The 14631-nt window shown below is 66.9% G+C and carries 14 protein-coding genes; 2 read left to right on the forward strand and 12 right to left on the reverse strand.

Features of this window, described 5'->3' with window-relative positions:
• Positions 1–16: 16 nt before the first annotated feature.
• The 3 genes from BPODLACK_RS01005 to BPODLACK_RS01015 form a co-directional block, all read right to left on the reverse strand.
• Positions 17–1009 (reverse strand): alpha/beta hydrolase, encoded by a 993-nt coding sequence (locus BPODLACK_RS01005; RefSeq protein WP_006438726.1) that lies wholly within the window; start codon positions 1007–1009, stop codon positions 17–19.
• 797 nt (positions 1010–1806) lie between these two features.
• The gene (locus BPODLACK_RS01010) at positions 1807–3585 is read right to left on the reverse strand and encodes an ABC transporter ATP-binding protein (protein WP_006438728.1); all 1779 of its coding nucleotides are present in this window, start codon (positions 3583–3585) and stop codon (positions 1807–1809) included.
• Positions 3578–5341: an ABC transporter ATP-binding protein gene (locus tag BPODLACK_RS01015; protein ID WP_159404521.1), complete on the reverse strand. Its 1764-nt coding sequence runs from the start codon at positions 5339–5341 to the stop codon at positions 3578–3580. Before BPODLACK_RS01015 ends, BPODLACK_RS01010 begins: the two co-directional genes overlap by 8 nt.
• A 231-nt stretch (positions 5342–5572) precedes the next feature.
• Between BPODLACK_RS01015 and BPODLACK_RS01020 the strand changes: the two genes are divergently transcribed.
• Positions 5573–6166: a GNAT family N-acetyltransferase gene (locus BPODLACK_RS01020; RefSeq protein WP_006438730.1), complete on the forward strand. Its 594-nt coding sequence runs from the start codon at positions 5573–5575 to the stop codon at positions 6164–6166.
• Positions 6167–6178: 12 nt separating this feature from the next.
• Here the strand turns inward: BPODLACK_RS01020 and BPODLACK_RS01025 are convergent, their stop codons facing one another.
• Genes BPODLACK_RS01025 through BPODLACK_RS01045 form a run of 5 tightly spaced genes read right to left on the reverse strand, consistent with a single transcriptional unit; the run spans position 6179 to position 10047 of the window.
• Positions 6179–7321 carry an LmeA family phospholipid-binding protein gene (locus BPODLACK_RS01025; protein ID WP_006438731.1) on the reverse strand — a complete coding sequence of 381 codons (1143 nt, stop codon included), beginning with the start codon at positions 7319–7321 and terminating at the stop codon, positions 6179–6181.
• The gene (locus BPODLACK_RS01030) at positions 7318–8193 is read right to left on the reverse strand and encodes a carbon-nitrogen hydrolase family protein (protein ID WP_006438732.1); all 876 of its coding nucleotides are present in this window, start codon (positions 8191–8193) and stop codon (positions 7318–7320) included. The genes BPODLACK_RS01025 and BPODLACK_RS01030 overlap by 4 nt, the downstream gene beginning before the upstream one ends.
• Positions 8194–8244: 51 nt before the next feature.
• The gene (locus tag BPODLACK_RS01035; protein ID WP_024500204.1) at positions 8245–8994 is read right to left on the reverse strand and encodes a hypothetical protein; all 750 of its coding nucleotides are present in this window, start codon (positions 8992–8994) and stop codon (positions 8245–8247) included.
• A 26-nt stretch (positions 8995–9020) separates the two neighbouring features.
• Positions 9021–9530 (reverse strand): DUF2505 domain-containing protein, encoded by a 510-nt coding sequence (locus tag BPODLACK_RS01040; RefSeq protein ID WP_006438734.1) that lies wholly within the window; start codon positions 9528–9530, stop codon positions 9021–9023.
• A gap of 10 nt (positions 9531–9540) precedes the next feature.
• Complete coding sequence (locus BPODLACK_RS01045) at positions 9541–10047, reverse strand: DUF2505 domain-containing protein (protein ID WP_006438735.1); 507 nt, start codon at positions 10045–10047, stop codon at positions 9541–9543.
• Between the two features lie 38 nt (positions 10048–10085).
• Between BPODLACK_RS01045 and BPODLACK_RS01050 the strand changes: the two genes are divergently transcribed.
• A complete protein-coding gene (locus BPODLACK_RS01050) occupies positions 10086–11195 on the forward strand; it encodes a UDP-N-acetylmuramate dehydrogenase (protein WP_006438736.1) in 1110 nt (369 codons plus the stop codon).
• A gap of 21 nt (positions 11196–11216) precedes the next feature.
• On the opposite strand, the gene BPODLACK_RS01055 is transcribed toward BPODLACK_RS01050, so the two are convergent.
• The 4 genes from BPODLACK_RS01055 to BPODLACK_RS01070 form a co-directional block, all read right to left on the reverse strand.
• Positions 11217–12308, reverse strand: a complete 1092-nt coding sequence (locus BPODLACK_RS01055; protein WP_024500206.1) for an alpha/beta fold hydrolase — start codon at positions 12306–12308, stop codon at positions 11217–11219.
• A gap of 9 nt (positions 12309–12317) precedes the next feature.
• Positions 12318–13199 carry a MerR family transcriptional regulator gene (locus BPODLACK_RS01060; RefSeq protein WP_006438738.1) on the reverse strand — a complete coding sequence of 294 codons (882 nt, stop codon included), beginning with the start codon at positions 13197–13199 and terminating at the stop codon, positions 12318–12320.
• Between the two features lie 6 nt (positions 13200–13205).
• A complete protein-coding gene (locus BPODLACK_RS01065) occupies positions 13206–13529 on the reverse strand; it encodes a DUF2516 family protein (protein ID WP_006438739.1) in 324 nt (107 codons plus the stop codon).
• A gap of 71 nt (positions 13530–13600) precedes the next feature.
• On the reverse strand, positions 13601–14631 hold a 1031-nt coding region (locus tag BPODLACK_RS01070), incomplete at its 5' end, for a heparin-binding hemagglutinin (RefSeq protein WP_159404522.1).

The following is a 14631-nucleotide window of genomic DNA, read 5'->3' on the forward strand; positions in this document are numbered from 1 at the left end:
AGCGAGCCTCGAAGGGTCAGCGAAGCGCGCGTTCGTAGAACGACCAGGAGCGGTGAAGCTGGTCCTGCCAGTATCCCCAGGAATGGGTGCCGACGGACGGCAGGTCGACCGTCGCGGGGATGTTCAACTGCCGCAGGCGGTTCACCAGCTGCAGGGTGCAGGCCATGGTGCTGCCCTCGATGACGCCACCGACCACGATCTGGTCGGCGAGGGTGTCCTGCTTCTTGACGTACGCCGGGCTGTCATACGGACCGGGCAGCCCGGTCGCGTTGGAGATGTAGAGCTTGGTGCCACGCAGCTTGTGGGCGTTGATGACGGGATCGTGCTTGCGCCATCCGGGCCCGTTGTACGGCCCCCACATGTTCCTGGCGTCGCCGCCGCCACGCACCTCGACCACGAGACGGATGCTGTTCTGCCCGAACGGGTCCGCGGTGGTCGGGCAACCGCTGTAGGAGCCGACGGCCTCGTACAGATCCGGATGCTCGATCGCGAGATTCAGCACCGACGTACCGGATGAGGAGATGCCGCCGATCGCGTTGCGTCCGGAGGTGTTGAAGTGCGCGTCGAAGACGGGCGGCAATTCCTTGCCGAGGAAGGTCGACCACTTGTGGACGCCGAGCTCGGGGTCGGGCTTCTCCCAGTCGGTGTAGTAGCTGAACTGGCCCTGATTGGGGATGACGACGTAGAGGTTCTTGTTCTTTGTGAACTCGACGATGTCGGTCTTCGCCAGCCAGTTGGCACCATCCTCGCCGCCGCCGGCGCCGTTCAGCAGGTAGAGAACCCCACGCGGCTTGGACGCGTCGGCGGGTTTGATGACCGTCAGCGGGATGTCTTTGTTCATCGCATCGGAGTGCACGACGATGTCGGTGACCCTTTCGGTGGGCGAACCCGCGGTCACGAGACTCGGTGCCGCCGCCGCAACGCCTGTCGTACCGGTGGCCGACAGCGTGAGCCCGATGCCCAGCGCGACCGCGATCGCGGCGCCGCCTCTACGCAGTCGCTGGTTCATGCATTCCTCCTCGTCGAATCCCGATCGGCCTCGGGCGAGCATGGGTCGTGTCAGATGGACCGTATCGCGTCGGGCCGCCCGGCGGACACGCACCGCGGATCATTCGGTCCCCCGGACGCTTCTGCGACGCCGGCGCTTCGACCACCCAACGCGAATCGCCCCACAGCCGAGGCTGTGAGGCGATTCGAAAGTCTGTCGATCTACGTCGTCGGCTCGGTGCCGCCGTCGAGCGAACCGGTGAACGCTTCGAGGATCGCGCCCGTGATCGTTTCGGTGATGCTGTCGTTGATCGAGTCTCCAATTGAATCAGCCATGATTCTCCTCCATCCGTGGTGAGATGATTGGAATATGACCGCCTGCTCCCACCAGTGCGACGGCTTGAGACAGAGATTACATATCCGCCTCGGCAATGTCTTCATTACTTCGCGGTTCTTGTCACGAATATTCTTTTCTCCGCCATCCATCCCGACGGAAAGCGCAGGTCAACAGCCCCTCTTTAATCGAACAATCGATTTTAGTTGGACGCATGTCCGTAAACCTGGCGGTAGAACGGCGGTTAGCAACGTCGCTGCAACGTTTCCGGTCGAAATCCACAATTGTGTGCCATTGGCGACGTGCGCCCTTTACCACGAATTCGACTGACCGCGGCCATAACCTTCCGAACCGTAACTTTCCCGATCCGCGAATTTCCGTTCCACGATCCTTCAAAGTGGGTCAAGCGTTCGAATCGAGTGGAACGCATCAATGAATGGGTTCCGAAAATGAGACCATTACGCCCGGATGATGGTCGTTGACCTCTACCGATTCATCTCGGCCCGGGATTCCAGGTCGACGCCGCAGCGGCGCGCGTAGACGCCGCCGGCGGCTGCCAATTCGTCGTGGGTTCCGGCCTCGACGATCGTGCCGCCCTCGAGGACGACGATCTGATCGGCAAGCGCGGCGGTCGCCATCCGGTGGGTGATCAGCAGGGTCGTCGTACCGGCGCGCAGGCGTTGCAGCGCCCGCTGGACGAGCAATTCGGTGCGCGGATCGGCGGCGCTGGTCGCCTCGTCGAGGATGAGTATCCGTGGAGATGCCGCGATGGCACGAGCAACGGTCACGAGCTGCTTCTCACCCGCGCTGAGGTTCTCCGACTCCTGGCCGATCTCGGTGTCGATACCCCGCGGCAGGGCCGCCAGGATCTGATCCAGGTGGCCGTCGTGAACCGCCTTGGCCACCGCGTCGTCACCTGACGTGCCGTATGCGATGTTCTCGCGGACGGTTCCGGTGAACAGCCACGGGTCCTGCGTCACCACCGCCATCCCGTTGCGAACACGATGCGGACCGAGCTCTGCGGAGTCCTCGCCGTCGATCAGTATCGAACCGGAGGTCGGGCGGTAGAAGGCCTGCAGCAGGTTCGTGAGGGTCGTCTTGCCGGCCCCGGTCGACCCCACGATCGCCGTGGTCGTGCCCGGAGCCATGCGGAAGCTCACCGAGTCCAGAACCGGCGAGCCCTCGTCGTATGCGAAGCCGACGTCGTCGAAGACGATCTCCGGGGGCCGGCGATGCCGCGCCGAAGGCTCTGGCTCGTCGGTTTCGGGCGCGGCGTCCTCCGGCTCGTCGAGCACTTCGCGCACTTTGCTCGCCGACACCGTGCCCGACTGCACCTTGGTCACGAATCCGGCCAGTTCGCGCACCGCGGACGACAGCTGCTGCGCGAAGATCACGGCCACCTGAGCTGCGCCGAGACTCAGGGTTCCATCGACGACCATGATGCCGCCGAGGACCGCCAGGATCAGGAAGACGACGGCATTGATCGCGCCGAGCACCGGTGCGAGGGTGCCGGCGGTCCACTGTGCTGAACGCGTCGAACCGAACAACCTCTCGTTGAGGTCGTCGAAGCGGCGTCTGGCGAGGGGCTCGGCGTTGTACGCCTGCAACATGCGACGGGCGCTGAGTTCCTCCTCGATGTGTCCGGTGAGCGCTGCCGTGGTGGTCCACCTGGTCTCCAGGAACGGTCGGACCTTGCGCGCGATCACGACCGAAGCGGCCGCCGACACCGGCGCGGCGGCGAGTGCGACCACGGCCAGCAGCGGCGAGATGACGAACAGCACGATCGTCACCACGACCAGGGTCAGCACGTTCGTGGGGACCGTCACCAGCACGGGCGCGATGACGGTGGCGGAGTTGTCGGTGTGTGCGGTGAGCTTGCTGACCAGCACTCCGCGATTGTTGGACTCGAAGTAGCGCAACGGGAGCCGGTGGACCTTGTCCTCGATGCGAGTGCGCAGCCCCGCCACGGATCGCTGCACCGCGATGGTCAACAACTGTCCCTGCGTGAAGGTCAGGCAGGCGACGACCACATAGATCACGGCCTGCGCGCCGAGCAGCGACCAGAGTCGGTTCCAGTCCATCCCGGCCCCGGTCGTTCCGTCGACGATCACGTTTGTGATCGCGCCGAAGAGGATCGGCCCGACGACTCCTCCCAGCGAGGCCGTGATCGCGAAGAGAGAAATCGTGGCCGCCCGACCGCGGCTCAGATGCAACTGTCGCATCAGCCACCGCAACGAGCCGTCGCGCCTGCTGCCGTCAGGCATTGGTCACCGCCTGCGCGTGGGCGATCTCGCGGTAGATCTCGCTGTCGGTGCGCAGCGTCTCGTCCGTCCCGACCGCGACCAGACGGCCGTCCTCGAGCACCCCGATGACATCGGCGTGCCGCACCGACGAAACCCGTTGCGCCGCGATCAAGATGGTCGACTCCGGATGGGCGAGCCGCAGATTGGCGATGATTCGCTGCTCGGTGTCGACGTCAAGCGCACTGAACGGGTCGTCCAGCACGTACAGCGACGGACGTCGCAGGACAGCGCGGGCCAACGCCAGTCGCTGACGCTGACCCCCGGAGAAGTTGCGTCCTTCCTGCGCGACCGAAGCGGCCAATCCACCCTGCCGGGCGGCGACGAAGTCGTCGGCCGCTGCCACCTCGAGCGCCTCCCACAGTTCGGCGTCGGTGGCGTCCGGACGCCCGAGCCGCAGGTTCTCGGCAATCGTGCCGGTGACCAGCGCGGCGCCCTGCCCGGTGAACGCCGAACGCGCGCGTACCCACGCCGGGGCCAAGCCGGTCACGTCCGCTCCGTCCCAGCGCACCACGCCCGCATCGGGGTCGGCGAAACGCAAGGGCAGCGAGAGCAGCGTCGACTTGCCGCTCCCGGTCCCGCCGAGAACACCGGTCACCGAACCGGCCGCGCAGGTCAACGAGATCCCGTCGATTGCGGGTGCTTCGGCGCCCGGGTACCCGACGGACACCGATTCGAAGACCAGGGCGGGTGCCGGGGATGGCGTGGCGGGGTCGGCGTCACCGGATTCGAGCACCTCGGTGTCGAGCACCTCGCCGATACGGCCTGCGCTGGTGACCGCTCGCGGGATGACACCGGCGATCACCGTCAGCATCGACACGGCCAGCAGGATCTGGCCGAGATAGCCGACGGCGGCCGTGATCTGGCCGATCTGCATCTGACCACGGTCGACGTAGACGGCGCCCAGCGCGGCCACTGCCACCGCCGCGAGGTTGGACACGGCCGTGACGGTCGGGAGCATCAGAACCTGCGTTCGTCCCAGCCGCAGTGCCACGTGGGTGAGTTCGTCGTTCTCCGCGGCGAATCGGGCACGCTCACGGTCCTCACGACGGAAGGTCCGGATCACCGCGATCCCACGCAGCTGCTCCCGGAGTACCCGGTTCACGACGTCGAGACGGCGTTGCATGAGGGCGGCCCACGGGAGGAGGCGCCGCACCAGCGTGCCGATCAGCGCGACCAGGAGCAGACCGGCGACGAGGATCACCGGAGCCATCTGCCACGCCTGCGAGAGCGACAGGACCAGTGCACCGAACAGCATGAGCGGCGCGGTCACGACGATCGTGAGACCGATGAACAGGAAGCCTTGGATCTGCCCCACGTCCCCGGTGGACCTGGTCAACAGGCTGGACAGTCCCAGGCGGGCAACCTGCTGGTTCGTGAGGGCTCCGATACGGCCGTTGAGCCGACTGCGCAGATCGCGTGCGGCCACCGCCGACACATGGGAAGCGAAGTAGGTCGCGCCGATGGCGACCACGAGATTGACCACCGCGACCGCGACCATGATGAGGCCCACGAACTTGATCGTCCCCACGTCGCCGCGCAGGATTCCGTCATCGATGATCGCGGCGTTGAGGGCCGGCTGCGCGAGCGAGGTGAACACGCTCGCGAGCTGAAAGACCACGAAACCGGCCATCGCCCACGGTGACGACCTGAGCGCGGTGCCCACGAGACCGAGAAGCGCGCGCACCTCATCTCTGTTGAACGATGGGGTGACGGGCATCGGGCGAGACCACTCCGAACTGGAAACGGAACAGGACGAGAATCGGCGTCGGATGTCGGCGCCGACATAATGCTGCCTCACACCGTAGAGGTCGTCAGGCGGTTGTGAAGTCTACAGATCGATTTCAGCCGCACCGCCCGGACGCGGCGGAAGCGTGCCGGCGTGGTGTCGCTGTGCTGATATGTAGCGGTGACGAAAGGCATCCTGGCATCTGTGAACGGAGCTCGGCTGTTGACGGAGTCCGATCGGGAAGACGCACTGGACCTGCTCGAAACCGGACTCCGCGAGGTTCCGGCCTATCGATGGGTTCTCGGCGAGGAGGCTCCGGCCCACGCCTACCGGTGGTACGGCGAGGTCCTGTTCGCCGAGAATCTTGCGGGCATGTACGGAGTTTTCGATGAATCGGGGAGATTGATCGCGCTCGCCGCGATTTCGGAGCCGGGCCGGGCGAACGGCATCGTCGACGCCGATCTCAAAGAGCGGAATCGGTACTACGTCCGGACCCTGGACGGATTCGTCGAACGTTTCACCGAATTCAGGCGCGCGAATGCCGAGGCCTCCGTCGCCGACGAGTCGATCGGCATCATCTTCGGCCTCGTCCACCCGGATCACCGGCGCAGCGGGGTACTGTCCCGCCTCGTCGACGCCATCGTGGAGAAGGGGCGACGGCAGGGCCTGCCGGTGACCGCGGGTACGGCCGACCCCGTGATGTCCGCGGTCTACACCCGGCGGTGGAAGTCGGTTGTCCGCGCCGAATACACGCTCACCGACGGGCCCACGGTGTGGGTCCACCGTGTCGATCCCCCCGCGGACGCCGAGCGGTGACCGACGGCCCGGTCAGGCCGAGCAGCCGCCCGACTCCTGGTTTCCGGTCATCTCGTTGGTGAGCTGGACGTCGGAACCGCTGATCGCGAACTCGAGCCCGGTGTCGGTGACCGTCAACTGATCGACCTGGACCTCGTCGAAGAACGGTCCGAGCGCCGACGTGGTGACCTGGTCGACGATCTGCTGTGCGAAGTCCGGCGGGATGCCGAACACCAGCGCGCTGGCCTTGACGACCTGGAAGTCGACCCGGCCGTCCTGGAGGACCGGCTTGATGGTCGCCGAGACCGGCACGGAGAAGAACATGACCGGGAACCCGGCCTGTACCTCGAAGGTGCCCTCGGCCGCGTTGCCGGTGATCTCCTCGACCGAACCGACCGGGCTCGCACCGTTGCCGGTGCTCTGGCCACCGGCACCCGGAGGCGCACTCTCCTTGCTGAGCTCGACGATCCGCTCGTACGGGATGAAGCCGTGGCCGTTGAGGGTGCGGATGTCGGTACTGGTGTTGTCGCCGGAGATGCCGTCGGCGCGCATGTGCAGACGTACTCCGTTGGCGTCGGAGCCGTCCTTGGTGTCGACCTGCACGTACGGGATGTCGCCGGTGCCCTGCATGATGATCGGTTTGCGACTCAGGGACACCGAGGTGGCTACACCGGTGAGGCCGCTGAACGAGTCCTCGAGGCAGTTCGTGACCTTGTTGCGCAGATAGAGTTCGCTGCCGACCGCGCCGATCACGGCCAGGAGCAGCACGGCGACGAGGCTCAGCGCCACGATCTTCCCGGTGCTGCGATTCTTCCGCGGCGAGGTGATCACCGGGCCGCTGCCAGGCGTCTCTAGGGGTGCACTCGACTCATCCCCGTAGGGGGTCTCACCGGGCGGGAACCGCGCGGTGCCCGGCGTGCCCGGTCCGCCACCCAGGCCGGTGGTATCCGCCTCGGACGGCGGGACGTTCGAATACGCGTGTGCCCCCGGGGCGACCGGTGTCGTCGGGAACTGTTCGGTCTCCCCCGTCTCGGGGACGACCGGCCCGGCGTTCGACTCGGCCGGACCGTCACCGGACACCGGACGCCACTCGTCGCCGGTGGTCACCGGTTCGTCTCCGGAGGGTGTGCCCGCGTCTCGGGGGTCATCACCGGGAGTCTTGTTGTCGTCGCTCATGGGTTCCGTCCTCGGTCGTCGGACTCTCGGAGCCGTTCGCCGGCGGGTGTCAACTCGCTGTGCACCGCATCGCCGACCGGCAAAGCTCGCTCGTTGGCTAGGACCGCCAGTTGCATACGAGCCTTCTCGACCAGTTCCAGGTCGAGGTCGTGAACATCGACACAGACCGTCTCCGGGTACGCGGCGACCACCGTACCGAAGGGGTCTGTGATTTGGCTGTGTCCGATCCCGGTCGGGACCCCGGATCCGGCGACCGCCTCATCCGGCGGAAGGGCCTGTCCCACCGCGACGACGAAGGTCGTGGAATCCAGCGCGCGAGCCGTGGCGAGCACCTCCCACTGGTGGATCTTGCCGGGCCCGGCACCCCAGGACGTGGGCACCACGATGACCTGTGCGCCGCGTCGTGCCAGGGTCGTGAACAGGGCGGGAAACCTGATGTCGTAGCAGGTCGCAACTCCCACGGTGACCCCGTCGACCTCGAAGGTCACCGGCTCCGCACCGGGCGCGACGGTCTTGGACTCGTGAAAACCGAAGGCGTCGTAGAGGTGCAGTTTGTCGTAGCCGAGGCGCGACCCGTCGGGATGCGCGACGAGGACCGTGTTGAACACGCGACCGTCATCCGAAGGGGTGAACATCCCGGCCACCACGGTCACACCGGCCGACGCCGCGACCTCCGACACCCCGCGTGCCCACGACCCGTCGATTTCCTCCGCCACCGGCTTCAGCGGCACGCCGAACCGGCACATCGTCGCCTCCGGGAACACCACCAGCCGCGCCCCGCGCGATGCCGCCTCCTGCGTCGCCGCACGCAGGGTCGCCAGGTTCTCGCTCGGATCGTCGGTCGAGCTGATCTGGGCCATCGCCACACGCATAGCCGCCACAGTAATGCCCGACACCCGCTGTGCCGACAGGTTCCCTCGGGGTTACTCCGACGGGGCGACCACTGACCACGGAACGGTCAGCACGTTGTCCGACATCCGGCGGCGCGTGACCACGCAGTCCACGCCACGCTCACGCAGCAGGTCCTGCGCATGGCGCCAGCGCACCCGCGGTCCGTACGGAGCCATTGGGGCGGCGATGTCCCAGCACTGGTCCGCGAGCGTCAGCAGTTCATGGATCTTCTCGCCCGGCACGTTGCGGTGGATGAGCGACTTGGGCAGTCGTTCGGCGAGGTCGGACGGGCGATCGGAGTGTTCGGGCGCCCAGCAGAGCGTCAAGCTCACCGGGCCTGCGTGGTCGAGCAGCACCCAGGCGCACCGCCGGCCGATCTCGTCGCAGGTTCCCTCCACGATCACGCCACCCGGCGACAGGGCCGCACGCAGCCTCGACCACGCCGCCTCGACCTCGGCCTCGTCGTATTGCCGCAGGACGTTGAAGGCGCGCACCACGCGGGGACGCAGACCCGCCATCTCGAAACCGCCGACGGCGAACCGGACACCGTCGCGCGGTTCGACGACACGTGCCGGGTCGATCTCGAGTCCCACCATCTGCAGATCCGGGGCGACGCGGCGCAGCCGACCCGCCATCTCGACGGTCGTGTCGGGGCGTGCTCCGTACCCGAGGTCGACGACCAGCGGACGGTCGACATCCAGCGCCGCGATCACTGCCGGTTCATGCGCCATCCACCGATCCACCCGACGCAGGCGGTTGATGTTGGTGGTCCCGCGCGTCACCCGGCCGATCGGAGCGGCCAGACGACTCACAAGTTCTTGTCGATCCAGTCCTTGGCGTATTCGGCCTCGGCGCGGAACAGATCGACGAGGTTGATGAGGATCATCTGCTCGAGCTTGCCGTTGACGAACGGGACGAAGACCTTCGCCTCGCTGGTCCGGCGGATCGTGCAGCCCTCCTCGGTCGGGAACAGTTCCTGCCAGCCGTTGAGGCTGCCGGGACCGGCGGGGATGGACGCGTTGTAGGTGCCCTTGGTGTTGTCCGGATCGAACGGACCGAGGGTCTCCTCACGCGTGATGACCATGTCTTTCATCATCACCGTCTGCGCGAGCGGGGGCAGCTGGTCGCGTCCGATGTGCTGCTTCAGGACGACCCGGACGCCGGTCTCGTCGGCGGAGAAGGAGGCGACCTCGCAGTGCGGCGAGATCATCTGGAATCCCGCCATCATGTCGTCCCAGTACTGCTTGATGCTCTGCGCTTGGTAGAGCTTCTCCGCGGGATGGGTGTAGCGAGCGGAGTAGCTGAGCCGTCGTGCCATGACGACCAGGCTACGTCAGCCGATTTTCCGAATCCCAATCGACGGTGTGGCCACGCTCGTGCTCCAGCAGGCCGACCAGCTCGCTGACCACGGCCTTCTCGATCTTCCCACCGAACATCGGCAGGTTCACCGACACCTCGGCCTCGCAGTCGCTGGTCGCCGGATCGCCCGACGTGGTGATGGTCCCGTACACGTTCACCGGCACCGGCGCGCCTTCGACCGTTGCGTGCATCTCGGCCACGATTCGGTCTCCGACCAGCCGATATGTGTTCCTCCGCGGAATCCGGAGGTCGCCGGGCATGATCTTGGTGACCGCCGACGGGAGCTTCTCCGCAGGAATGCCCTGGTTCATCTCGACCGTCACGGTGTCGCCCGCGATGGTCACCTTCTCCACGTGGCCGTGACCGGCGTTCATCCGCTCCACCAGATCGTGCCAGTACTGCTCTGTGGTGAAGATCGCCCAGAGCCGTTCGGTGGAGAACGGGTAGGAGTCCAAGTGCTGCAGCTTGCTCGCCATGGAGAGAACGCTACCGTTCGCCGGTTAACGTTTAACGCGTGACCGACACGCAGACGCCGCTGAGCGCGCCCCTCGCCGAGCTGACCACCCTGCGTCTCGGCGGCCCCGCCCGTGAGATCGTGCGCTGCTCCGACACGCGCAGCATCGTCAAGACCATCCTGGAGCTCGACGAGCAGTCCGAACCCGTGCTCGTCATCGGTGGCGGGTCCAATCTCGTGATCGGCGACGCCGGCTTCGACGGCACCGCCGTGGTGCTCGCGAGCAGCGGCATCGAGTTCGGATCGGGCCGCGAGTCGGGCCGTCCCCATGTGGTCGCCGACGCGGGGGTGGGCTGGGACGATCTGGTCGCCGCGACCGTTGAGGCGGGTTTCGGCGGGCTGGAGTGCTTGTCGGGGATTCCGGGCGCCGCCGGTGCGACCCCGGTTCAGAACGTCGGGGCCTACGGCGTCGAGGTCGCCGACATCCTGCGGTCGGTCCAGGTTCTCGACCGCCGGTCCGGCACCCTGCGCTGGGTCTCGCCCACCGAACTCGGGCTCGGCTACCGCACCAGCAATCTCAAGCACCGCCACGACTTCGTGGTCGTCGCGGTGTCGTTCTGGCTCAACGACGACCGCGCGAGTCAGCCGATCCGCTATCGCGAGCTGGCGACGAAGGTGGGCGTGGAACCCGGCGAACGAGTCGACGCCGTGACCGCGCGCGAGGCGGTTCTCGGTCTACGTCGTGGCAAGGGGATGGTCCTCGACCCCGACGACTTCGACACCTGGAGCGCGGGATCGTTCTTCACCAATCCGATCATCCCCGGGGAGGAAGCCCCGGCCGTGCTCGAACGGATCGCGGGACGGGTCGGCGACGACGTCGCGATCCCGTCCTATCCGGCCGGTCCGCAACCGAGCACGCCCGACGGCTCCCCCACCGCGATCAAGTTGTCGGCGGGCTGGCTGATCGAGCGGGCGGGCTTCGTCCGCGGTTACCCGGGGGCGGATGCCGCGGTTCGCCTGTCGACGAAACACACTCTGGCACTGACCAATCGCGGTTCGGCCACCACCGAGCAGCTACTGACGCTGGCGCGCGAGGTCCGCGATGGTGTGTTCGACGCCTTCGGTGTCACTCTTCGACCGGAACCGGTCTTCGTGAACTGCGCGCTGTGACGACGGTCCGGGAGTGCGGGCTCAGCTGACCCGCTGCTCGGTACGCGAGACCTCGGTGACCAGTTCGTCGAGCATCTCGTTGAACCGCTCGGCGGCCTCGATACTCGACATGTGCCCGACGCCCTCGTAGACGACGAGTTCCCGGAGGGAACCGTTGCGCCGCAGCACCTCTGCCATCTGCTCGGCGTGCTTGCGCGGGGTCAGCCGGTCCTCGGTCCCGACGACGACGGTGGTGGGCACCGAGAGAGCGGCCAGCCCGGCCGTCACATCGAGTTTGCCCATCGCCGATCCCCAGCCGGCGCGTGCGCGCGGCGGGCACGCGCCGATCATCTCGTCGACGAAGTCGACATGCGCCTTACGTGCGTTGGGCCCCAGGGCGATGTAGTGCGAAAACCGAACGCCGTACGAGGTTTTGGGGATCGGCACCGGCACCGAGGTGATCGCTTTGGACACCAGAGGCGCGAAGGGCCGCGCATACGCTGGCAGATCGACCGGCACGAGGGCGTGGTTCTCCATGACCGCGTTGGCAGCGGTCGAGACGAGCACCACGGCGGAGACACGCGTGCCGACCTTCTCGCGATACTGGTCCGCCCACGACATAATGGTCATCCCACCCATGCTGTGCCCCACCAGGATTGCGCGACGCCCAGCCGGAACGGTCGCCTCGAGCACGGCGTCGAGATCTTGTCCGAGCATCGCCACGGTCGGACGGCGGCGACCACGTTCACTGAGTCCGTGGCCACGCTGGTCGTAGACGACGACCCGTCGCCTGCCGCCCTCGGACGAGGTGAGGTGATTGATCTGGGGGTACCAGTAGGCGGTGTTGCAGGTCCATCCGTGGACCATCACGATGACGTCGCCCTCGTCGTCCGCGTCGTCGACCCCGTAGACCTCCGCGTTGAGGAGGGTGCCGTCGGAGCTGCGGACCGGCAGCCGCCGGGGCGGGGAGTCGGGTGCGGTGAGCAGGTCGTCGGGACCGTCGTCGACCGCGAGTTCGGCGCGCAGCGCGTCACGGGCGATCCCGGCGAGGACAGTGCCGACACCGACTCCGACTGCTGCCGCACCGATCGCGGCCGCGATTCCACCGACCCTCTTCAACGACTTCGTGTTCACCGGCACCCCTCAACCTCGGTCGGGATCGTCCGCGATGGAGACCCCGGGCGGGGACGCCGCGTTCAGCGTCCCCGTGTCGGAGTTCAATGTACCAATATCGGTTGTCTCATAGCCGAGGCCCGGCTGGTCACCGGTGGAACCCGGCGTCGCGGTGTCCGGTTCGTCGTCCGCGGTCGCCGCGTCGAAGTAGGTCGCCGCCTGCCCGATGGCCTTGGAGATCTGTTCGTCGAGCGCCTTGCGGAAGGTCGTCTCGACGATCTCGTGCGCCATCGGACGAACGGTCTGGATGAGGTCGGCCATCTCGCTCACGCCGGCTTCACCCAGGTCAGGAAGGTTCTCGTCGAAGTACTTGTCGGTGATGATCGAGACGAAGCTGGTCGCGACGTCCTCGAGGTCTTCCTGGACCCGCACCCAGCGGTCGAGGAGGACGTCGATGTCGATGCCGCTCTTCACCAGGATCTCCGCGCCCTCGAGCAACTCGGGGTTCCGGATGGCGTAGTGCGCGCCGTCCTTGGCGAGCAGACCCAGTTTCTGGCTGAGGGCGATGGAGCGATCCGAGGCGTTGAGGGTTTTGCGCAACTCGGTGATGGTGATGGTCGCCGCGCGTTTGAAGTTGCGGAACCGACCGCCCTTCGGCGATCCCCGCAGGATCTGCTCGACACGCATGCCGTGGTGGGCCGCGTGCAAAAGCTCGCTGATGGTCGCGAAGGTGTACCCGCGTTCGAGCATGCGGGAGATGAGGTTCAGCCGGACCAGATGCTGGTCGGAATACCAGCCTGCACGGCCGCGGATGCTGGGCGGCGGAAGCAGTCCGCGATCCTGATAGACCCGGATGTTGCGAACGCTGACCCCCGACGCCTCGGCGAGGTCATTGATCCGATACTCCGCCACGATGCATCAGGCCTTTTTGCTGAACCAGGACTTGCCCTGAATGTCGTCGACACGCTTGCGCACATCGACCAGGTACACGAGCATCGCGACCACGCCGATGATGCCCAGAAAGCTCACCGCCCCGAAGAACCAGATGAACAGGGAGGCGCCGGCCAGGATCGCCACCCAGATCACCTTGCTCTGCCGGTCGACCGCCGGGAACGCGTCGGGACGCTGAATGGCCGCGTGGATCAGCGCGACGACCGCCGCGACCCCCGCTACCACGGTCAGGGCCAACATGATCAGACTCTGGCCATAGGCCAACACGCCGAAGAAGTCCACGCCGAACACTCTAGTCCCGTGCGCCTCGATTGCCGCAGCAGCCTACGACGGCGCGCGCGGCCGGAATGTGCGCGCACGGGTCAGTCGGCGCTGGGAGCAGCTTTCTTGGCAGGCGCTTTCTTGGCGGGCGCTTTCTTGGCGGGCGCCTTCTTGGCTGCGGTCTTTTTCGCCGTGGCCGCCTTCTTCGCCGCAGGCGTCTTCTTCGTGGCCGCCTTGGTGGGGGTGGCCTTACGGGCCGGCGCCTTCTTGGCCGCGGCGCGTTCGGCGGCACCCTTCACCGCCGCGGCCTTCTTCGCCGGTGCTGTCTTGGCCGGAGCCTTCTTCGCCGGTGCCTTCTTGGCTGCGGCCTTCTTCGCCGGCGCCTTCTTAACCGGCGCCTTCGCCGCGGCCGCCTTCTCCGCCGGCGCCTTCTTGACCGGAGCCTTCTTGGCCGGGACCTTCTTCGCCGCCGCTTTCTCCGCCGGTGCTGTCTCGGCGGGCGCCTTCGTCGCCGGGGCCGGCGCGGCAACCGCGCGCACCGGCGCGTCCGCGCTGGCGTCGCGAATCGTCCCGTCGGGTCCGCCGTCGTCGGCCAACCCGGCCAGCCGGAGCGCCCGTTCGCCGACGGCGCGCGTCTGCTCGGAGATCGTTCCCAGCGCGTCCTCGGTGAGACCGACCGCGTCGCTGTAGACCTTCTCGAGCTTCGGCAGATTCTCCCCGACGACCGGCTGCGCCTTGAGCTTCTCGACGGCCTCGTCACGCCTCTCCGACAGCGACGTCAGGAGACCGGCCGCGACGGCGAGATAGGCCTCGGCGACCTTGCGCAGTTCATCCGGCGAGAACCGGGCACGCAGTTCCTCGATCTCGGCGGGCAGTTCGACCGGCAGGGTCGACAGCTTCGTCTTGGCCTCCTCGAAAAGGGCCAGCGCGGTCGCGCGCGCCTCGTCGATCCTCGCCTGCGCCTCGTCCCGGGAACCAGCGATCTTCGCCTGAGTGGATTCGACAGTCTCCGCAAGCTTCGACTGAGTTGTCCCGACAGTCTCCGCAAGCTTCGACTGAGTTGTCCCGACAGTCTCCGCAAGCTTCGACTGAGTTGTCCCGACAGTCTCCGCAAGCTTCGACTGAGTTGTCC

Source organism: Gordonia sp. YY1 (assembly GCF_009872315.1).
Taxonomy (GTDB): domain Bacteria; phylum Actinomycetota; class Actinomycetes; order Mycobacteriales; family Mycobacteriaceae; genus Gordonia; species Gordonia amicalis.

Bases quoted from the DNA above. Each gene is read 5' to 3' on its own strand.
- BPODLACK_RS01045 (WP_006438735.1), bottom strand. From the start codon at position 10,047: ATGGCGAGCAAGCTGCAGCACTTGGACTCCTACCCGTTCTCCACCGAA.
- BPODLACK_RS01010 (WP_006438728.1), bottom strand. From the start codon at position 3,585: ATGCCTGACGGCAGCAGGCGCGACGGCTCGTTGCGGTGGCTGATGCGA.
- BPODLACK_RS01005 (WP_006438726.1), bottom strand. From the start codon at position 1,009: ATGAACCAGCGACTGCGTAGAGGCGGCGCCGCGATCGCGGTCGCGCTG.
- BPODLACK_RS01025 (WP_006438731.1), bottom strand. From the start codon at position 7,321: ATGAGCGACGACAACAAGACTCCCGGTGATGACCCCCGAGACGCGGGC.
- BPODLACK_RS01030 (WP_006438732.1), bottom strand. From the start codon at position 8,193: ATGCGTGTGGCGATGGCCCAGATCAGCTCGACCGACGATCCGAGCGAG.
- BPODLACK_RS01040 (WP_006438734.1), bottom strand. From the start codon at position 9,530: ATGGCACGACGGCTCAGCTACTCCGCTCGCTACACCCATCCCGCGGAG.
- BPODLACK_RS01015 (WP_159404521.1), bottom strand. From the start codon at position 5,341: ATGCCCGTCACCCCATCGTTCAACAGAGATGAGGTGCGCGCGCTTCTC.